Here is a 19,651-nt window from a genome sequence, read left to right on the forward strand (position 1 = left end):
CAACTGGCACACCGGCCAACCGGTCATGCGATCCCTGACCGCCTACGACCACTGACCCCTTGGAATCGATCATCTAGGGTCTGCGGCCCACGTCGCCCGTCTCGCCCACCGCGTCGATCATGGAGTTGTGGTGCCCCGCATGTCGGGCACAGGTGAAGCTTTCGCCCACCACAACTCCATGATCGGCGGGGGGGCGTGGGGCGGGGGCCGGGGCGGGGGGCGGGGTTAGGGGTTTGACTCGATGGCGCGGATGTGTCGGTAGGCGAACCAGAGCGGCGGGAACGCCCCGACCGCGAAGGACAGGTCGACGAGCGTCCAGAACCACGGGATGTCCCGGATCGGGCCGCAGATCAGCGCCAACGGGATGATCCCCGCGCAGGCGATCATGCCGACCTGCACCACCCAGACGTTGCGCACCGGGTCGCGCAGTGGCCCCCAGAACGCCACCGCCAGCACCAGGTGGGCGAAGGCCAGCCAGTCGGTGCCGTAGAGCAGGAACGGGTAGTCCCGGTCGGCGGTCACGAGTCCCGTGTGGACCCGATCGATCCAGCCGACCAGCGCCGGGAACTGGCCGGCGAGCGGGTCCAGCGCGCGCAGCAGCCAGCGCACCTCGATCTCCAGTGGAAACGCGGTGGCCCCGCTCAGGAAGAGGCCGATCAGCACGATCCACAGCCACCGGCGGGTACGCCGCAACCGCTCCTCGTTGTCCATGATCGCAGCGTAACGATGATCTTAGTGTCGCCCGGTCCCGGAAGCGGTGACCGCTGTCTCAGTGCCGCGCGGCCTCGCCCGCGAGGGCCAGCTCGCCCAGTCGGAGCGGACGCGTGGCGGTGCCACCGGTGGCGACGACGCACACCGCACCGGCGGGCCGTACAACGCGGGCCGCCCGCCACGCCGCCCGTCGTACCGGATGGCGCGGCCGTGGGACGACAAGCGTGAGGGGGGCGGCGCGGCCGTGTTGCCGGTCCAGGGCGACCGCCGCCGCCGTGGTGGCGATCGCGGCGACCGAGCCGGCCAGGACGAGCGTCTGCCGTGGCCCGGCATGCTCGGCCAGCCAGCCCAGCAGCGGGGCGCCGACCGCGGCCGAGACCGAGCCGGTGACCGCGAGCGCGGCGAGTACCCGGCCGCGCATCGCGCCATCGGTGTCGAGTTGGGCACGGGTGCCGACGGTGGTGTCGATGACGACCGCGGCGGCGGCGATCGGGAGGATCACCGCGGCGAAGCTCCAGACGCCCGGGACGAGACCCGCGACGATCTGCAGACCGCTGGCCAGCAGGCCGGCGCCGACCAACGTCCCGTAGCTCAGCGACCGCCGGCGTGCGGCGGCGAGCGCGCCCACCACCGTCCCGACCGCGAACACCGTGGACAGCAGGCCGTAACCGGAGGCGCCGGCGGCCAGCGGTCCGTCGCTCATCGCCGCCATCGTCACCTGGTAGTTGCGACCGAGGCTGCCCAGCACGAACGACAGGGCGAGCGCGAGCAGCAGGACCGGCTGTCCGCGCAGGTAGGAGAAGCCGGCGCGGATACCGGGGCGGGTCGGGCCACCGGGAGCCTCCGCACCGACCACGGCCCCCGGCCGTACGGCGAACAGCGCCACCACCACGGCGGCGAAGCTCGCCGCGTTGATGCCGAAGAGCAGCGCCGGGCCGACGACGGCGACGCCGACTGCCCCGAGGCTCATGCCGAGGATGCGTCCGGCGGAGTTCGTGAGCGAACCGAGCGCCAGCGCGTTGCCCAGCGTCTCGCGGTCCACCAGGGTCGAGGACCAGCGGCCCATGACGGGCCCCTCGATCGCCGAGACAGCGCCGCTGGCCAGGGAGATCGCGAAGATCAGCGGGAGGCCGCCGACCCCGGTCAGGGCGACCGCCGCGAGGCACGCGGCGAACGCGGCGTGGGCCACCTGGGCGGTGATCAGCAGCGGACGGGCGGGAAGACGATCGGCCAGCACACCGCCCCAGACGCTCAACAGCAGCGTGGGGGCCGCCTGGAGCAGCACGGCGATGCCCATCGAGGTCGCCGAGCCGGTCTCCTTCAGCACGTACCAGTTGACTCCGAGCACCTGCATCCACGTACCGATGACGGAGACGAAACCGGCGAGCGCCCAGATCCGGTAGTTACGGTGGCGCAGCGCGGCGAAGGTGGCACCCGTGGCCACGACGAACCTCCAGCGATCGACGACATGACGACGAGCCGATCGCGGGGCGGTTCGGCAGCCGACAAGTCTTGCCGACCTAAACCTTTTTGCCCAGATTTGTGAAGGGTCTCACCTCGGGGAATGTCCGGTCGGCGCGGCGACACGCCGTCGCGCCGACCGGACCCCCCTCAGCTCAACGGGCTGCCAGTGGCTGCGCGGCCGGCCCGACCGGGGCGGGCAGCGCGCCGACACCACCGAGGTAGCCGTGGATCGCGGCGGCAACCGCGCGCCCCTCCGCGATGGCCCACACGATCAGCGAGGCGCCCCGGTGCATGTCCCCGGCCACGAACACGCCGTCCGCGTCGGTCTGCCAGTCGTCCCGGGCGTCGACGGCGCCCCGGGCGTTGCGGGCCACCCCGAACTGCTCCAACAGCGGCTGCCGCTCGGTGCCCTCGAACCCGATCGCCAGCAGGACCAGGTCGGCGGGCAGCTCCCGCTCGGAGCCCGGCACCACGGTCAGCACCCGCCGGCCGTCCACCTTCTCGACCGTCACCTCGGCGATCCGTACCGCCCGCACCTGACCCGTGCCGTCGTCCACGAACTCCTGCACCGCCACGGCGAAGACCCGCTCTCCGCCCTCCTCGTGCGCCGGGTAGTTGCGCAGGAGCCACGGCCAGGTCGGCCACGGGTCCCGGGCCTCGTCGCGCTCGGTCGGCGGCTGCGGGTAAAGGTCGAGCTGGTGCACACCGGCAGCGCCCTGCCGGTGCGCGACGCCGAGGCAGTCCGCCGCCGTGTCACCGCCACCGATGATCACCACGTGCTTGCCGGCCGCGTCGATCGGGGTGCCGTCCGGCAGCACCGCCCGCGCCAACCGACGCTCGGCGGCCTCGTCGGTGGTCGCGGTCGCGACCGCCCGGTTCGCCGCGACCAGGTGCGCCATCGCCTGGTGTACGCCCCGAAGCGCCCGACCCGGCGTCTCGGGAGTGTCCCGACCCTGCAACGCGCCGCAGGCCAGCAGCACCGCGTCGTGCTCGGCGCGCAACTGCTCGGCGGTGACGTCGACGCCGACGTTCACGCCGGTGCGGAAACGCACCCCCTCGGCGGTGAGCTGGGCCAACCGGGCGTCGATGTGCCGCTTCTCCAACTTGAAGTCGGGGATGCCGTACCGGAGCAGGCCACCGATCGCGTCGTCGCGCTCGTACACCGTCACCGCGTGACCGGCGCGGGCGAGCTGCTGGGCGGCGGCGAGACCGGCGGGCCCGGAGCCGACTACGGCAACCGACCGGCCCGACGGCGTCGGGATCCGGCGCGGGGTGAACCCGCGGGCCGCCGCCGCGTCGGCGATCTCCACCTCGACCTGCTTGATCGTCACCGGCTGGCCGCCGGCGATGCCGAGCACGCACGCCGCCTCGCAGGGCGCCGGGCAGAGCCGCCCGGTGAACTCCGGGAAGTTGTTGGTGGCGTGCAGCGACTCCACGGCGGCGTCCCAGTTGCCGGTCCGCACCAGGTCGTTCCAGTCCGGGATGCGGTTGCCCAGCGGGCAGCCGTCGTGGCAGAACGGGATGCCGCAGTCCATGCACCGGGTGGCCTGCTCGCGGACCAGCTCCTCACCGGCCGGCGGGTAGACCTCCCGCCAGTCGCTGATCCGCACCGGCACCGGACGGCGGGCCGGCAGACGCCGGTCGTAACGCAGGAAACCGTTCGGGTCAGGCACGGGCCACCTCCGGGGTGGCCGCCCGCGGCGCGGGCGGCACGGACGCGGCCGGCGCGCTGAGCGCGCTCATCACCGCGTCGTCGACGTCGTGGCCGGCGGCTTCGGCGGCCTTCATGATCTCCAGCACCCGGCGGTAGTCGCGGGGCACCACGGCGGTGAACTCGGCCACCGCCTCCGGCCAGCGCTTGAGCAGCTCCTCGGCGACCGCGGAACCGGTCTCGGCGACGTGCCGCTGGATCAGCTCGTGCAGCAGCGTCTGCTCCTGCTCGCGCAGCGGCGCCAGGTCGACCAGCTCCGCGTTGACCCGGGACCGGTCCAACCGGTACACGAACGCGGTCCCGCCCGACATGCCGGCGGCGAAGTTGCGGCCGGTCGCGCCGAGCACCACCACGGTGCCGCCGGTCATGTACTCGCAGCCGTGGTCGCCGACGCCCTCGACGACGGCGACCGCGCCGGAGTTGCGCACCGCGAACCGCTCCCCCACCCGGCCGCGCAGGAAGACCTCGCCCGCCGTCGCGCCGTACAGGATGGTGTTGCCGGCGATGATCTGGTCCTCCGCGCGCTGCCCCGGCTCGGCGTCGGGGTCGAGGAACGGCGCGGCGGCGTCCGGACGCACGACGATGCGTCCGCCGGAGAGGCCCTTGCCCACGTAGTCGTTGGCGTCGCCGTGCAGCCGCAGGGTGACGCCCCTGGGCAGGAAGGCGCCGAACGACTGGCCGGCGGTGCCGTGCAGCACGAACTCGATGGTGTCCTCGGGCAGGCCGTCGCCGCCGAAGCGGCGGGTCACCTCGCCGCCGAGCATCGCGCCGACGCTGCGGTGCTCGTTGCGCACCGCCACCTCGACCCGCACCGGCGCGCCCTCGGAGAACGCCGGGGCGGCAAGCGCGATCAGCTCGTTGTCCAGGGCGTGCTCCAGGCCGTGGTCCTGGGCGCGGATCCCGCGTCGGACGGTGCCGGCGGGCAGCTCCGGCAGGTGCAGGACGGGAGCCAGGTCGAGCCCGTGGGCCTTCCAGTGCGACAGCGCCGGGGCCACGTCGAGCAGCTCGCTCTGCCCGATCGCCTCCTCGATGGACCGCAGGCCCAGCTCGGCCAGGTACCCCCGGACCTCCTCGGCGAGGAACAGGAAGAAGTTCTCGACGAACTCCGGGGTGCCCGTGTACCGCTCGCGCAGCACCGGGTTCTGGGTGGCGATGCCGACCGGGCAGGTGTCCAGGTGGCAGACCCGCATCATCACGCAGCCCGAGACGATCAGCGGCGCGGTCGCGAAGCCGAACTCCTCGGCCCCGAGCAGCGCCGCGACCAGGACGTCCCGGCCGGTCTTGAGCTGGCCGTCGACCTGCACGGTGACCCGGTCACGCAGCTTGTTGAGCAGCAGCGTCTGCTGCGCCTCGGCCAGGCCCAGCTCCCACGGGGTGCCGGCGTGCTTGAGCGAGTTCATCGGGGACGCGCCCGTGCCGCCGTCGTGCCCGGAGATCAGGATGACGTCGGCCTTGAGCTTGGCCACGCCCGCGGCGACGGTGCCGACGCCCACCTCGCTGACCAGCTTGACGTGCACCCGAGCCGCCGGGTTGACGCACTTCAGGTCGTGCACGAGCTGCGCCAGGTCCTCGATCGAGTAGATGTCGTGGTGCGGCGGCGGCGAGATGAGGCCGACACCGGGGGTGGCGTGCCGGGTACGGGCGATCCACGGCCAGACCTTGTTGCCCGGTAGCTGGCCGCCCTCACCGGGCTTCGCGCCCTGGGCCATCTTGATCTGGAGATCGTCGGCGTTGACCAGGTATTCGCTGGTCACGCCGAACCGACCGCTGGCGATCTGCTTGACCGAGGAGCGGCGCAGCGGGTCGTGCAGCCGATCGACGTCCTCGCCGCCCTCACCGGTGTTGGACTTGCCGCCGAGGCGGTTCATCGCGATGGCGAGCGTCTCGTGGGCCTCGGCCGAGATCGAGCCGTACGACATGGCGCCGGTGGCGAACCGCTTTACGATCTCGGTGGCCGGCTCGACCTCCTCGATCGGCACCGGCGGACGGACCCCGGTGCGCAGGGTGAACAGGCCCCGCAGCGAGCCGGCCTGCGCGGCGAGCGCGTCCACCTTGGACGTGTACTGGCGGAAGACGTCGTACTGCCGGCTGCGCGTGGCGTGTTGCAGCAGGAAGACCGTCTCCGGGTTGAACAGGTGCAGCTCACCCTCGCGACGCCACTGGTACTCGCCACCGACCTCCAGCCGGTCCGAGTCGGCGGTGCCGGCTGGCGGCCAGGCCAGCGCGTGCCGGGCGGCCACCTCGGCGTGCACACCGGCCAGGCCGACGCCGCCGATCCGGCTCGGGGTGCCCCGGAAGTACCTGTCGATGAGCCGGCTGTCCAGGCCGACCGCCTCGAAGACCTGCGCGCCGCAGTACGACGAGACCGTCGAGATGCCCATCTTGGACATGATCTTGAGGACGCCCTTGCCGAGCGCCTTGGCGTAGTTGCGCACCGCTGCGGCCGGCTCCACCCCGGCGAGCGCACCAGTGGCGATCATGTCCTCCACGGACTCGAACGCCAGGTACGGGTTGACCGCCGCCGCGCCGTACCCGATGAGGACCGCCGCGTGGTGCACCTCCCGGCAGTCGCCGGACTCCACGATCAATGCCGCCTGCGTACGCGTCTGCTCGCGGACCAGGTGCTGGTGCACGGCGGCGGTGAGCAGCAGTGACGGGATCGGCGCGAGATCGGCGTTGGAGTCCCGGTCGGAGAGCACCAGGATGCGCACGCCGTCCTCGATGGCTTCGGAGACGTGCCGGCAGATCTCGATCAGCCGCGCCTTGATCCCGGCCGCGCCGTCGCGCAGGCGGTACAGGCCGGACACCCGAACGGCCTTGAAGCCGGGCAGGTCACCGTCCTCGTCGATGGAGAGGATCTTCGCCAGCTCGTCGTTGTCGATGATCGGGTGCGGCAGCACGATCTGCCGGCAGCTCGCCGCGGTCGGGTCGAGCAGGTTGCCCTCCGGCCCGATCGTCGACGCCAGGCTGGTCACCAGCTCCTCGCGGATGGCGTCCAGCGGCGGGTTGGTGACCTGTGCGAAGAGCTGGTGGAAGTAGTCGTAGAGCAGTCGCGGCCGCGTCGACAGCGGCGCGATCGGGGTGTCCGTGCCCATCGAGCCCAGCGGCTCCGCGCCGGTCCGCGCCATGGGCGCGAGCAGGACCTTCAGCTCCTCCTGGGAGTAGCCGAAGGTCTGCTGGCGGCGACGTACCGAGTCGTGGGTGTAGACGGTGTGCTCGCGGGCCGGCAGGTCGTCCAGCTCGATCAGCCCGGCGTGCAGCCACTCGGCGTACGGCTCGGCGGCGGCCAGCTCGGACTTGATCTCGTCGTCGTGCACGATCCGGCCGGCCACGGTGTCGACCAGGAACATCCGGCCCGGCTGGAGCCGGCCCTTGGCCACCACGTGGGAGGGGTCGAGGTCGAGCACGCCCGCCTCGGAGCCCAGCACCACGAGACCGTCGTCGGTCTGCCACCAGCGCCCCGGGCGCAGCCCGTTGCGGTCCAGCACCGCGCCGACGATCTCGCCGTCGGTGAAGGCGACCGACGCCGGCCCGTCCCACGGCTCCATGAGGCTCGCGTGGAAGCGGTAGAACGCCCGCCTGTCCGGCTCCATGCCGGGGTCGTTCTCCCACGCCTCCGGGATCATCATGAGCACCGCGTGCGGCAGGCTCCGACCGGCCAGGTGCAGCAGCTCCAGCACCTCGTCGAAGTTCGCCGAGTCCGAGGCGGCGGGAGTGCAGACCGGGAAGACACGCCGGATGTTGCCCGGCACGTTCGGCGAGCGCAGCAGCGCCTCGCGGGCCTGCATCCAGTTCCGGTTGCCGCGGATCGTGTTGATCTCGCCGTTGTGGGCGATGAACCGGTACGGGTGCGCCAGCGGCCACGAGGGGAACGTGTTCGTGGAGAAGCGGGAGTGCACCAGCGCGATCGCGCTGTCGACCCGCTCGTCGCGCAGGTCCGGGTAGAACGCCGGCAGCTGGTCGGGCGTGAGCATGCCCTTGTAGACCATGGTGCGGCTGGACAGCGACGGGAAGTACGCCGGAACGCCCCGCTCGGCGGTCTCCCGCTCGGCCTGCTTACGCAGGCAGAACGCCACCCGGTCCAGCTCGATGCCGCGCAGCGGGGAGCCGGCCGGCCCGGCGGGCGAATCGGTGAGGCGGTGCGCGGCCACGAAGACCTGCCGGACCCGGGGCATGGCCGCCAGGGCGGTGTCGCCGAGCCCGTCCGGCTCGATCGGCACGTCCCGCCAGCCGAGCAGGTCCGCGCCCTCGACCAGCGCGTACTTCTCGACCACCCGACGGGCGCGCGCCTCGGCGGCGTCATCGTCGGGCAGGAAGACCAGGCCGGTGGCGTACTCGCCGGCCGGCGGCAGCGGCACTTCGGCGACGGCGCGCAGGAACACGTCCGGAACCTGGATCATGATGCCGGCGCCGTCGCCGGTGTTGGGCTCCGCGCCCCGGGCACCGCGATGGTCCAGGCGACAGAGCGCGCCGAGCCCGTTGGCGACGACGGAATGGGACCGTCGGCCGTACAGGTCCGCCACGAAGGCCACCCCACAGGCATCGTGCTCCTGCGCCGGGTCGTAGAGGCCCTGGGCCTCGGGGCGGGGGCCGGGCGTCGGGGACGCTTGCGGGCTGTGCGGGTGCGGCTGTGTCGAATCCGCGTACGGCTGAGCCACCGGGCCTCCTGTCGTCACTCAGGTTGGATCATGGTGGGGACGACGTCGGCCCGTGGGTCTATTGAGTCTACGTTAGGGCTGGGGGCACAAGGCCACTCAAGATTGATCACACCGTCCAGAGTCTGGGACGTGTAGTCTCGCGCGGTGGATTCGGTGCGCAAGGACATCTTCGACCGGTTGGAACGTTTCTACGACGCGGTGCCCCGTGATGTCGCCGGTGTCGAGGAGCACGGTGGCCTGGTGCTGTTCGTGCGCGAAGGCGCCGGGTGGCCGTTCTACGCCCGTCCGCGGATCGAGGCCACCGAGGCGCCGTCGCTGGCCGACGTGACATCCGTGCGGGAACGCCAACGGAAGTTGGGCCTGCCGGAGGCGTTCGAGTGGGTGCACGAGACGACCCCGGAGCTCCTCGCGGTGGCCCGCTCGGCCGGGCTGTCCGTGCTGGAGGCCCCGCTGATGGTCCTCGACCCGGCCGCCCTGCCCGACCCGGCGACGCTCTCCGACGTACCCGTGCGGGTGGTGGCGGCGGACTCGCCCGACTTCGCCGCGGACGTCGCCGCCCGGCGGGCCGTAGCGGCCGTGGCGTTCGGCGTCCCCGGCACCGCGCCCGGCGAGGCCGGACCGGCCGAGCGGGACGCGGCCGTCACCGAGCTGGAGGTGGCCGCGCTCGACGAGGAGCGGGCCCGCATCGCCGACGGTCGACGGATCTCCGCGTTGGCCGGCACGCCGACCGAGGGCGCGCTGGCCAGCGGCATGGCGATGCGCGTGGACGACGTCGCCGAGATCGCCGGAGTGGCCACCCTGCCGGCTGCCCGCCGGCGCGGAATGGGCGCCGCGCTGACCGCCACCCTCGCCCGCGAACTGCTCGCCGCCGGGACCGGGCTCGTCTTCCTCTCCGCCGGCAGCGAGGAGATCGCCCGGGTCTACCTGCGGGTCGGCTTCCGCCGCGTCGGCACCGCCTGCATCGCCGAACCCGCCGCCCTGATTCCCTGAGCCGCCCTGCCGGCGCCAAGCCGGCCGCGCCAGCGCGAGTCGGTCAGGCCGGCGGACGCCACTGGGCCGCGGAGGCGGCGGCGCTGGAGAGTAGCCGCGAGTTGATCGTGCCGAGCGCGGCGTCACGGGCACGCAGCGCCAACCGGCCCCGGGTCTGCAGCACCGCGGACATCCGCCGGGTCTGCCGGACCACGGTCGCCGCCCGGGGACGGCGCACCCGGTCGTACGTCTGCACGGCATCGGGTAGCCGGGCCTCGCGCAGCAGGGAGGCGAGGGTGGCGGCGTCCTCGAACGCGAGGCAGGCGCCCTGCCCGAGGTGCGGCGGCATGGCGTGCGCCGCGTCGCCGAGCAGCACCACCCCGCCCGGCCCGACCCCGAAGCCGTACGCGCGCGGCAGCGGGCGGAGCTCACGCACCTCCTGCTGAACGAGGTCGCTCGGGTCGGTGGCGTCGAGCAGCGCGCCGATCGGCGCGGGCCAGCCGGCGTACCAGCGGCGCAGGAGAGCGAGCTGGGTCTCCGGCGGCTCCGGGCGGGGAGCGCCGGCCGCCGTGGCCACCCAGTAGATGCCGCCGCGCGTGGAGCCACCCGAGGAGCCCCGCTCGCCCAGCGAGGCGGCCACGAAGCGGTAGCCCGCGCCGAGCACCTCGCCGGCGATCGGCTGGTCGGCGGGCAGCCGGGGCGCCCGGTACCAGGGGATGACGGCACGCCAGGCGGCGCAGCCGGAGCTGACCACCCGGGACTCGGGGGCCAGTTGGCGGCGGATGACGCTGTCCGTGCCGTCCGCCGCGACCACCAGGTCGGCCTCGATGGTGTGCCGTCCGTCGTTCACACCCGGTCGTTCGCCCGGATCGACACGGACGTGGCGTACGGTCACCCCGGTTCGCAGCTCGACCCGGTCGCCGAGGCCGGCGATCAGGGCGTCGTGCAGGTCCTCGCGGTGCACCACCACCGGCATCCGGTCGGCCGGCGTCGGCCGGGGCTGCACGAGCCAGTGCCCGTCCGGACGGCGTACCCCGCCATCGGGCAGCGGGGTGGCGATGGCGGCCAGACCGGCGCCCAGGCCGAGGGCCTGCAGGGCGCGCACACCGTTGGGCCAGAGCACCACGGCGGTCGGCTCGGGTCGAACCCGCTCGGCACGGTCCAGCAGGGTCACCTGCCACCCGGACCGGGCCAGCGCGCCGGCGACCGCGAGGCCCCCGACCCCGGCGCCGACCACCACCGCGCTTCGCATCGGACCGCCCCCGCTCAGCTGTCCCGGTCGGCGGGGCGTACGCCGGTGGCGTCGGCCCGGGCCCCGTCGCGCACCTCGGGCGTACCGTCCGTCGACTCGGCGGCGCGGTCCCCGTCGGCTGCCTCGTCGGCGCGGTCCCCGTCGGCTGCCTCGTCGGCGCGGTCCCCGTCGGCTGCCTCGTCGGCGCGGTCCCCGTCGGCTGCCTCGTCGGCGGATGACTCGGCGCCGTCCGGGCGCACGTCGTCGGCCGGCTCCGGTGGCGCCACGCCGGTGTCCCGCCAGGTGTCGTACTGCTCCTCGCTGACCACCCGGTAACCCTCCGGGGCGGCGGTGCGCGCGCTGGTCTCGCGTGCCGAGACGTCGACCTGCGACAGGTCGGATGTCGCGGGCGGCGTGGCGGTGGCCGCCGCGCCGATCGGGATCAGGAACTCCCGGGGGCCACGGACCCGCACGAAGTAGGCCAGCGCGCCGAGGAAGACCAGGGCCGCGGTCCACACGTTGAGGCGTACGCCGAAGATCTGGTTCGCCTCGTCGGTGCGCATCAGCTCGATCCAGAACCGGCCGGCGGTGTAACCCATGACGTACAGCGCGAACGCCCGGCCCCGCCCGAGGCGCAGCCGCCGGTCCAGGACGAGGACCAACCCGGCCACCCCGAGGTTCCACACCAGCTCGTAGAGGAACGTCGGATGGTAGAGGCCCGGCTCGAGAATCGGCTGGCCGGCGTCGTCGCGCAGAGCGTGCCCCGGACTGTCCGGATCCATCCGGTGGATCTCCAGGCCCCACGGCAGGGTCGTCCGGCCGCCGAACAGCTCGTTGTTGAACCAGTTGCCCAACCGGCCGACCGCCTGGGCCAGCGGCAGCCCGGGGGCCAGCGCGTCGGCCACCACACTGAGCGGAATGCCGAGCTGCCGGGCCGCGATCCAGGCGCCGACCGCGCCACCCGCGACCGCGCCCCAGATGCCGAGGCCGCCCTCCCAGATGTAGAACGCCTTCAGCGGCTCGCCGCCGGCGCCGAAGTACTTCTCCGGCGAGGTGATCACGTGGTAGATCCGGGCGCCGATGATGCCGGCGGGCACCGCCCAGACGGCGATGTCGAGCACCGCCCCGGGCGCGACGCCCCGGCGGCGCAGTCGGCGCTCGGTCACCCAGCAGGCCAGCACGATGCCGGCGATGATGCACAGCGCGTACGCCCGCAGCGGGAACGGCCCGAGCTGCCAGACGGCGGTGCTGGGACTGGGCAGGGCCGCCTGGGGGGAGAGCGAGGCGATGGTCACGGGTGCACACGCTACCGCTGCGCACCCCCGCAGCGGCACCCCGGGCCGCCGCACCGCGGTCGAAATGACGTCTGGCTCGCGCCGCCGGGGCCGCCGGAGAGGACGGGCAGCACCCGATCGAGCGTGATGCCTGTGCGTCACCAAGATGACGCACAGGCATCAGAGTTGTCGCACCCGTACCGCAGGAGCGGCGAGGGAAGCGGGCCGGGTCGGCCCGCAGCGGCGCTCAGCGGACCGGGTCGGCCCGCAGCGGCGCTCAGCGGACCGGGTCGGCCCGCAGCGGCGCTCAGCGGACCGGGTTGCGGACGCCCTCGGCGAGTTCGGCGCTCAGGGTACGCAGCGCGGCCAGCCCTTCGGCCTCGGAGGAGGCGTCCAGGACGCACCGCACCAGCGCGCTGCCGACGATCACCCCGTCGGCGTACCCGGCGACGGTGCTGGCCTGCGCGCCCGTGCCCACGCCCAGGCCGACCCCGACGGGCAGGTCGGTGACCCCGCGCACCCGCGAGACGAGCGTGGGAGCGGCGTCGGAGGTACGCGCCCGCGCGCCGGTCACCCCCATCACCGCCGTGGCGTAGACGAAGCCCCGGCAGTGCTCGACGGTCATCGCGAGCCGCGCGTCGGTGGACGACGGCGACACCAGGAAGGTGCGGTCCAGCCCGTGGGCGTCCGAGGCGGCCAGCCACTCCGCCGCCTCGTCGGGGATCAGGTCCGGCGTGATCAGGCCGGTGCCACCGGCGGCGGCCAGGTCACGGGCGAACACGTCCACGCCGTACCGCTCGACGGGGTTCCAGTAGGTCATCGTGACGACCGGCGCGCCGGTCGCCGCGACGGCCTCGATGATGCGCATCGTGTCGGCCGTCCGGACCCCGCCGGCCAGCGCGATGTCGCTGGCCTTCTGGATGACCGGCCCGTCCATCACCGGATCGGAGTACGGGATCTCCACCTCGATGACGTCGACGCCGGCCTCGACCATCGCCGTCATGGCCGCGATGCTGCCCTCGACGGTCGGGAACCCGGCCGGCATACAGCCCACCAGCAGGGCCCGCCCGTCGGCCCGGGCCTTGTCGAAGGCCACTCCGATGCGACTCACCTCAGCGCTCCTTGTCGAGGATGCCGAAGTAGTCCCCGGCGGTGTGCACGTCCTTGTCGCCCCGGCCGGAGAGGTTCACCACGATGGTGGGCTCCCGGCCCAGCTCGGCGGCGAGCTTCGGGGCCAGCGTCACGGTGCCGGCGAGCGCGTGCGAGCTCTCGATCGCCGGGATGATGCCCTCGGTGCGGCAGAGCAGTTCGAAGGCGGCCATCGCCTCCTCGTCGGTGACGGGCAGGTAGCTGGCCCGGCCGGTGTCGTGCAGCCAGGCGTGCTCGGGCCCGACGCCCGGGTAGTCCAGGCCGGCGGAGATCGAGTGCGACTCCAACGTCTGCCCGTCGGAGTCCTGCAGGACGTACGTGCGGGTGCCGTGCAGCACGCCCGCCGACCCGCCGGTGATGCTGGCCGCGTGCCGGCCGGTGGCCACACCGTCCCCGCCGGCCTCGAAGCCGTACAGCCGGACGGTCTCGTCGCCGACGAAGGCGTGGAAGATGCCCAGCGCGTTGGAACCGCCGCCGACGCAGGCGGTGACCGCGTCCGGCAGCTCGCCGGTCAGGTCGAGGCACTGCTGCCGGGCCTCGTCACCGATCCCCCGGACGAAGTCACGCACCATCGCGGGGAACGGGTGCGGCCCGGCGGCGGTGCCGATCAGGTAGTGGGTCGCGTCGACGTTCGCCACCCAGTCGCGCATCGCCTCGTTCATCGCGTCCTTGAGGGTGCGCGAGCCGGTCGTGACCGGGACGACGGTGGCGCCGAGCATCCGCATCCGGGCCACGTTGAGCGCCTGCCGCTCGGTGTCGACCTCGCCCATGTAGACCACGCACTCGAGGTCGAACAGGGCGGCGGCCGTCGCGGTGGCGACGCCGTGCTGGCCCGCCCCGGTCTCGGCGATCACCCGGGTCTTGCCCATCCGCTTGGTGAGCAGCGCCTGGCCCAGCACGTTGCGGACCTTGTGCGCGCCGGTGTGGTTGAGGTCCTCGCGCTTGAGCAGCACCCGGGCGCCGATCTTCGCGGAGAACCGGCGGGCCTCGTAGAGCAGCGACGGTGTGCCGGCGTAGTCGCGCAGCAACGCGCCGAACTCGGCCCGGAAGGACTCGTCCGCGACCGCCGTACGCCACGCCCCGTCGAGCTCGTCCAGCGCGGCCACCAGGGCCTCGGGAACGAACCGACCGCCGAAGCGGCCGAAGTGGCCGGCGGAGTCGGGCTGCGAACCGGCCACCGGGGCCAGCGCGTCGGCGCTCATCGGACAATCCTCTCGGTGGGGCGTCACCCCGGCGCGGTCAGCGCACCGGCCGGGGCGTCGCCGGGTGGTTACCGGCGTTGACCAACTCGGCCACCGCCTCGCGTGGGCTCTTCTGGGTGACCAGTCCTTCGCCGACCAGGACCGCGTCGGCGCCGGCGGAGGCGTACCGGATCAGGTCGTGCGGCCCCCGGACGCCGGATTCGGCGATCTTGACCACGCTGCTCGGCAGGCCCGGCGCGATCCGCTCGAACACCGAGCGGTCCACCTGAAGGGTACGCAGGTCACGGGCGTTGACCCCGATCACCTGCGCGCCGGCCTCCAGAGCCCGGTCGGCCTCCTCCTCGTCGTGGACCTCGACGAGCGCGGTCATGCCCAGCGACTCGATCCGCTCCAGCAGACCCATCAGCACGTTCTGCTCGAGGGCGGCCACGATCAGCAGCACCAGGTCGGCGCCGTGCGCGCGCGCCTCGTGCACCTGGTAGCTGGAGACCACGAAGTCCTTGCGCAGCACCGGCACGGTGACCGCGGCCCGAACGGCGGCGAGGTCGTCCAGCGAACCGCCGAACCAGCGCCCCTCGGTCAGCACGCTGATGGCCCGCGCCCCACCCGCCGCGTAGTCGACGGCGAGGTCGGCCGGATCGGCGATCTCGGCCAGCCGGCCCTTGGACGGCGAGGAGCGCTTGACCTCCGCGATGACCGCCACACCGGGCTTGCGCAGCGCGGCGTACGCGTCCAGCGGCGGCGGCGCCGCCGCGGCCAGTTCACGGATCCGTTCCAACGGAATCTGCTCCTGGCGACGGGCGACGTCCTCGCGCACGCCAGCCAGGATCTCGTCGAGCACGCTTACGGACGCTGCCTGACCGGCCTCGTCCCCCTCCGCGTGCGCATGCTCAGCAGTCACCAACGGACTCCCCTCTCCGGGTGTCATGGGCCGATGCTAGGGGCACCCCGCCGAGGCCGGGAGCCGGGGGTATGGCGCTGCTCACGAAAAGGCCTGCGGCATAATGGCCGACTTGCCGTGAAGGGGATGTCACGCAGCGCCACCTCCGTATCGACCGCCGTCACACGACGAGAGCCTGACGGCTCCGGTCGAACCGGGCCGACCCATCGATCATGCCATCCACCGCCGATCGCCGCCCGACGACAGCGACAGAAGTCGATGTTGTGAGCAAGCTCAAGGCCGAACGGCCCCTCCCAGGTCGCGGGCGTGGCGGGACAGTTGACGGGGCGGTCACCCGGACGAAACGTCGGCCGGTGAGCATCGTCCTCGGGCAGACTCGATGTCGCGCCTGCCCGACCGTCGCCGACTCCTCGTGCGGAGTGAGCCATGAATACTGCCGAGTCGAATCCCAGCATCGGACTGACCACGATCTCCCGGACCATGGCGTCGTTTGCCGTCGGGGTGGTGCACACCCTGGAACGGGCCGTCGTCGGCGAGGGCCGGATGCGCACGGCACGCGGTAACGCCTGGGAGGCGGTCTGCGCCGACCGGGCCCGCGCCGACCGACGCGCCGAGCTGGATCGCGTGGTGGCCGAACTGACCGCCACCCGCGCCGCCGCCCGCCCGCAGCCGGAGCGTCAGCCGGTCGTCCGGGAGCGGGACCGTCAGCCGGTCGGCTGATCAGCCAGCCGTGGGGTCCTCGCCCCGGTCCAACGCGTCCCACGCCTCGGTGGTCCGCCGACCGGCCATCGGGCCCGGGGTGGCAGCCGTCGTCGGCTTACTCTCCGTGACGGTCCGCGTCGGCCGCTCGTACCGGGCGCCCATCGCCGGCCACCCGCCGCCCCGCAGCGCCGTCCACCCACCACCCACGGCGACGAGCAGACCGCCGACCAGGCAGAGCGCCGGCCACTGCCGACTCACCACACCGTCGACGTCGGCGACCAGTCCGTAACCAGCACCGGCCGACACCGCCAGGCCCAGCGCGCCGAGCAGCACACCCAGCAGCCGCCGTACCCGACCCCGGGTGGCCAGCACCGCGCCACCACCGGCCAACGCCACCACGGCCAGCGCCGGCAGCCACGGCAGCAGGGCGGCCCCGCTGCGGGCCTCGCGCACCGGCGGCAGCGGCGCCGGCCGCGCGGTCAGTTCGACCGACCAGCCCCGGGTCGCCATCCACAGCGCCAGGCCCGCGCCGGCGAGACAGAGCAGCATCGCGTACGTCAGCTCGCGCCGGCCCGCCCCGGCCCGCCGCCCCGGCTCCGACCGGTCGTGGTCCGTCATCGGGCAGCCCGGAGCGTTTCGGCGGCGGCGATCGCGGCCAGCACGGCGGCGGCCTTGTCGCGGGTCTCCTGCTCCTCGGCGGCCGGATCCGAGTCGGCGACCACTCCGGCACCGGCCTGCACGTAGGCGCGGCCGTCACGGATCAGCGCGGTCCGGATGGCGATCGCCATGTCCAGGTCGCCGCCGAAGCCGAAGTAGCCGACCGTGCCTCCGTAGACGCCACGGCGTACCGGCTCCAACTCCTCGATGATCTCCATGGCGCGCACCTTGGGCGCGCCGGAGAGCGTCCCGGCCGGGAAGGTCGCGGCGAGCGCGTCGAACGCCGAGCGGTCGTCACGCAGCGTGCCGGTCACGGTGGAGACGATGTGCATCACGTGGCTGTACCGCTCGATGGTCGCGAACTCGGGTACCTGGACGCTGCCCGGCTCGCAGACCCGGCCCAGGTCGTTGCGGCCCAGGTCGACCAGCATGACGTGCTCGGCGCGCTCCTTGGGATCGGCGAGCAGTTCGGCGGCGAGGCCCGCGTCGGCCGCCGGGGTGCCGCCGCGCGGGCGCGTGCCCGCGATCGGGTGCAGCAGCGCCCGCCGCCGCCCGTCCACGCCGGCGGTGACCTTCAGGTGCGCCTCCGGCGACGAGCCGACGATGTCGAACCCGTCGAAGCGCAGCAGGTACATGTACGGGCTGGGGTTGCTGGTGCGCAGCACCCGGTAGACGTCCAGCGGGTCGGCGTGCGTGGCCCGCTCGAACCGCTGGGACAGCACGATCTGGAAGCACTCGCCCGCCCGGATCGCCTCCTTGGCCGCCTCCACGGCCTTGACGTAACCCCCCTCGGGCGTACGACAGACGACCTCGCCGGCCGGTGGGCGCGCGACCGTCGAGATCATCGGCGGGATGGGTCGGGACAGCGCGGTGGTCATCGCGTCGAGGCGGCCCACCGCGTGGTGGTACGCAGCGGTGACGTGCGCGTCGCGGTCCGCCGCGTCCAGCGGTGGCAGCACCGCGTTGGCGACCAGGATCGCGGAGCCGTCGTAGTGGTCGAGCACCACCAGGTCGGTCGCGAGCATCATGCCCAGCTCCGGCACGCCGAGGTCGGACTCGGTCAGCTCGGGCAGGCGCTCGAAACGGCGGACGAGGTCGTACCCGAGGTAACCGACCATGCCCCCGGTCAGCGGGGGCAGGCCGTCGCCCGCGCCGGGCGGCGGCCCGGCGAGCGCCGCCACGGTGTCCCGCAGCACGCGTACCGGGTCGGCGTCGGTGGGCAGCCCGGCCGGGGGCTGCCCGAGCCAGGTCGCCACGCCGTCCCGCTCGACGAGGGTCGCGCTGCTCCGTACGCCGATGAACGAGTACCGCGACCAGGCCGTGCCCGCCGAGCCGACCCCCTGCTCGGCCGATTCGAGCAGGAAGGTGCCGGGCCCGCCGGCGAGCTTGCGGTAGACCCCCACCGGAGTCTCGGCGTCGGCCAGCAGCCGTCGGGTGACCGGTACGACACGCCAGCCGGCGGCCAGCTCGGTGAAGGTGGCCAGGTCGGGGCTCACCGCGCCGTCGGTCATGCGCCGACCCGCCTCTCGTTCACGGCGGGGCTCCGCCGAACCGTGCTCACCGGGCGTCCGGCGCGGTGACCGGCAGCTCGGTGAAGAAGCACGTCCGGTGCCCGGTGTGGCAGGCGGCGCCGACCTGGTCGACGCTGACCAGGAGGGCGTCGCCGTCACAGTCCAGGGCCACCGAGCGCACGTACTGGTGGTGCCCGGAGGTGGCGCCCTTGACCCAGTATTCGCGCCGGCTGCGCGACCAGTAGGTGGCCCGGCCGGTAGTGAGGGTGCGGTGCAACGCCTCGTCGTCCATCCAGGCGACCATCAGCACCTCGCCGGAGTCGTGCGCGCGTACCACGGCGGCGACCAGGCCGTCGGCGTTGCGGCGCAGCTGGGCCGCGATGGCCGGATCGAGCCGGGACGGACGGACCGGCGCCGAGGTCACCGGGCCGCTCGGTTCGCTGGGGACGCCGGTCACCGGCGCGTCAGGTACGGGCACAGTTGCCCATTGTCCCGCACGTGGCGTGGGCACCGGCGACGGCTCCCGCCGAGGGTTGGGCCGGTCGACCACGGGCCGCGCGAGCTGGGCCACGTAACGGTCGAGGCGGCCGTCGACCAGGGCCTCGGCCAGGTCGGTGCCGGAGGATTCGGCGATCTCCCCGGCGTACGGGCGGATCAGCGCCACGGTGCCGGCGACCAGCCGCACGGCGGCGGCCCAGAGCTGTCCGGTGGCGCCCGGGCGCAGGCCGAGGCAGAGGAGCATGTCCTCGCGGTAGCCGACCGGGGCGATCGGCAGCTCCAGGGCCGCCGCGAACGCCGCGCGACGGGACGACACCCGCACCGACGGGTTCGCCGGGCGCAGCACCGACGGGCAGAGCCGGGCCAGGTCCGCCACGGCTAGCCGGAGCCCGACGCGGTCGGTGGCGGCGCGGGCGGCAGCGGCCTTGCCGAGCAGGGCGATCAGTTCCTCCAGCCGGGGCGGCTCGGCGGGCTGGCAGAGCACCGGCAGGTCGATCCGTGGCCGCCAGTGCGGGTCCGCCCAGAGCAACCGGGCCGGCGCGGTGACCGGCAGTCCGAATGCCCAGTCGGCCGGTTCGCCGAGCCGGTGCACCCAGGAGCGGACGTCCCGCGCCGCCACCGAGACGTGGGTGACCCGGCCGGCGGTTTCGGCCAGGTACGCGCGACGGGCGGCGTACGGCGAGCCACCGACCAGCACGTCGAGGTCGACGTCGCTGTGCGCGGTGGCCGCCCGCCGGGCGTGACTGCCGCGCAGCAGGATGCCGACGACCGGTCGTTCGGCGGCGTCCCGCAACCGCGCGGCCCAGTCCTCGAGAAATCCGCTGTGCGGTAACGGAGCGTGACCCACGGCGTCATCGTGCCGTACGTCCGATCGGCGCGCAATGCCCGTTGCCGGACCTGCTGTCCGGTCCGAAGCCTACTGCCCGTTGTCACGCTGGGCGCGAGGGCGGGCACCAGAGGACAGGCGGGCCGCGCACTCCCCTCTAGCGTGGAATTCAACGGACGATGAGTTT

The 19,651-nt window shown here is 73.7% G+C and carries 14 protein-coding genes and 1 pseudogene; 2 read left to right on the forward strand and 13 right to left on the reverse strand.

The window, feature by feature from the left end:
- Positions 1–225: 225 nt before the first annotated feature.
- The 4 genes from ACLQ25_RS13235 to gltB all read right to left on the reverse strand — a co-directional run bounded on the left by ACLQ25_RS13235 (position 226) and on the right by gltB (position 8,544).
- Positions 226–711 (reverse strand): hypothetical protein, encoded by a 486-nt coding sequence (locus ACLQ25_RS13235; RefSeq protein WP_425731178.1) that lies wholly within the window; start codon positions 709–711, stop codon positions 226–228.
- 58 nt (positions 712–769) lie between these two features.
- The gene (locus ACLQ25_RS13240) at positions 770–2,155 is read right to left on the reverse strand and encodes an MFS transporter (RefSeq protein WP_425731179.1); all 1,386 of its coding nucleotides are present in this window, start codon (positions 2,153–2,155) and stop codon (positions 770–772) included.
- 172 nt (positions 2,156–2,327) lie between these two features.
- Positions 2,328–3,848: a glutamate synthase subunit beta gene (locus ACLQ25_RS13245; RefSeq protein ID WP_425731180.1), complete on the reverse strand. Its 1,521-nt coding sequence runs from the start codon at positions 3,846–3,848 to the stop codon at positions 2,328–2,330.
- Complete coding sequence (gene gltB / locus ACLQ25_RS13250; protein ID WP_425731181.1) at positions 3,841–8,544, reverse strand: glutamate synthase large subunit; 4,704 nt, start codon at positions 8,542–8,544, stop codon at positions 3,841–3,843. Before gltB ends, ACLQ25_RS13245 begins: the two co-directional genes overlap by 8 nt.
- A gap of 144 nt (positions 8,545–8,688) precedes the next feature.
- On the opposite strand from gltB, the gene ACLQ25_RS13255 reads away from it, so the two are divergent.
- Complete coding sequence (locus ACLQ25_RS13255) at positions 8,689–9,534, forward strand: GNAT family N-acetyltransferase (protein WP_425731182.1); 846 nt, start codon at positions 8,689–8,691, stop codon at positions 9,532–9,534.
- Positions 9,535–9,577: 43 nt separating this feature from the next.
- Here ACLQ25_RS13255 and ACLQ25_RS13260 read toward each other — a convergent pair whose 3' ends face one another.
- The 5 genes from ACLQ25_RS13260 to trpC all read right to left on the reverse strand — a co-directional run bounded on the left by ACLQ25_RS13260 (position 9,578) and on the right by trpC (position 15,210).
- Positions 9,578–10,765 (reverse strand): FAD-dependent monooxygenase, encoded by a 1,188-nt coding sequence (locus ACLQ25_RS13260; RefSeq protein ID WP_425731183.1) that lies wholly within the window; start codon positions 10,763–10,765, stop codon positions 9,578–9,580.
- Between the two features lie 14 nt (positions 10,766–10,779).
- Complete coding sequence (gene lgt, locus ACLQ25_RS13265) at positions 10,780–12,039, reverse strand: prolipoprotein diacylglyceryl transferase (protein ID WP_425731184.1); 1,260 nt, start codon at positions 12,037–12,039, stop codon at positions 10,780–10,782.
- 286 nt (positions 12,040–12,325) lie between these two features.
- A complete protein-coding gene (gene trpA, locus ACLQ25_RS13270; protein WP_425731185.1) occupies positions 12,326–13,129 on the reverse strand; it encodes a tryptophan synthase subunit alpha in 804 nt (267 codons plus the stop codon).
- 1 nt (position 13,130) lies between these two features.
- Entirely contained in the window at positions 13,131–14,369 is a 1,239-nt protein-coding gene (trpB, locus tag ACLQ25_RS13275; RefSeq protein ID WP_425731186.1) for a tryptophan synthase subunit beta, read from the reverse strand.
- A 37-nt stretch (positions 14,370–14,406) separates the two neighbouring features.
- A complete protein-coding gene (gene trpC / locus ACLQ25_RS13280; protein WP_425731250.1) occupies positions 14,407–15,210 on the reverse strand; it encodes an indole-3-glycerol phosphate synthase TrpC in 804 nt (267 codons plus the stop codon).
- A gap of 486 nt (positions 15,211–15,696) precedes the next feature.
- On the opposite strand from trpC, the gene ACLQ25_RS13285 reads away from it, so the two are divergent.
- Positions 15,697–15,990 (forward strand): hypothetical protein, encoded by a 294-nt coding sequence (locus ACLQ25_RS13285; protein WP_425731187.1) that lies wholly within the window; start codon positions 15,697–15,699, stop codon positions 15,988–15,990.
- On the opposite strand, the gene ACLQ25_RS13290 is transcribed toward ACLQ25_RS13285, so the two are convergent.
- From ACLQ25_RS13290 to ACLQ25_RS13305, 4 genes and pseudogenes are all read right to left on the reverse strand, one after another.
- Positions 15,991–16,590 (reverse strand): Trp biosynthesis-associated membrane protein, encoded by a 600-nt coding sequence (locus tag ACLQ25_RS13290; protein ID WP_425731188.1) that lies wholly within the window; start codon positions 16,588–16,590, stop codon positions 15,991–15,993.
- Positions 16,587–18,140: an anthranilate synthase component I gene (locus tag ACLQ25_RS13295; protein WP_425731189.1), complete on the reverse strand. Its 1,554-nt coding sequence runs from the start codon at positions 18,138–18,140 to the stop codon at positions 16,587–16,589. Before ACLQ25_RS13295 ends, ACLQ25_RS13290 begins: the two co-directional genes overlap by 4 nt.
- A 46-nt stretch (positions 18,141–18,186) precedes the next feature.
- Positions 18,187–18,618 carry a phosphoribosyl-AMP cyclohydrolase gene (hisI, locus tag ACLQ25_RS13300; RefSeq protein WP_425731251.1) on the reverse strand — a complete coding sequence of 144 codons (432 nt, stop codon included), beginning with the start codon at positions 18,616–18,618 and terminating at the stop codon, positions 18,187–18,189.
- 180 nt (positions 18,619–18,798) lie between these two features.
- A pseudogene (locus ACLQ25_RS13305) lies at positions 18,799–19,485 on the reverse strand (phosphoribosyl-AMP cyclohydrolase); the annotation flags it as partial.
- Positions 19,486–19,651: the final 166 nt, after the last annotated feature.

Origin of the sequence: Micromonospora sp. DT44, assembly GCF_049841635.1 — a bacterium.
Lineage (GTDB): Bacteria > Actinomycetota > Actinomycetes > Mycobacteriales > Micromonosporaceae > Micromonospora.

Bases quoted from the DNA above. Each gene is read 5' to 3' on its own strand.
- ACLQ25_RS13235 (WP_425731178.1), bottom strand. From the start codon at position 711: ATGGACAACGAGGAGCGGTTGCGGCGTACCCGCCGGTGGCTGTGGATC.
- ACLQ25_RS13260 (WP_425731183.1), bottom strand. From the start codon at position 10,765: ATGCGAAGCGCGGTGGTGGTCGGCGCCGGGGTCGGGGGCCTCGCGGTC.
- trpB (WP_425731186.1), bottom strand. From the start codon at position 14,369: ATGAGCGCCGACGCGCTGGCCCCGGTGGCCGGTTCGCAGCCCGACTCC.
- ACLQ25_RS13285 (WP_425731187.1), top strand. From the start codon at position 15,697: ATGAATACTGCCGAGTCGAATCCCAGCATCGGACTGACCACGATCTCC.
- ACLQ25_RS13290 (WP_425731188.1), bottom strand. From the start codon at position 16,590: ATGACGGACCACGACCGGTCGGAGCCGGGGCGGCGGGCCGGGGCGGGC.
- ACLQ25_RS13295 (WP_425731189.1), bottom strand. From the start codon at position 18,140: ATGACCGACGGCGCGGTGAGCCCCGACCTGGCCACCTTCACCGAGCTG.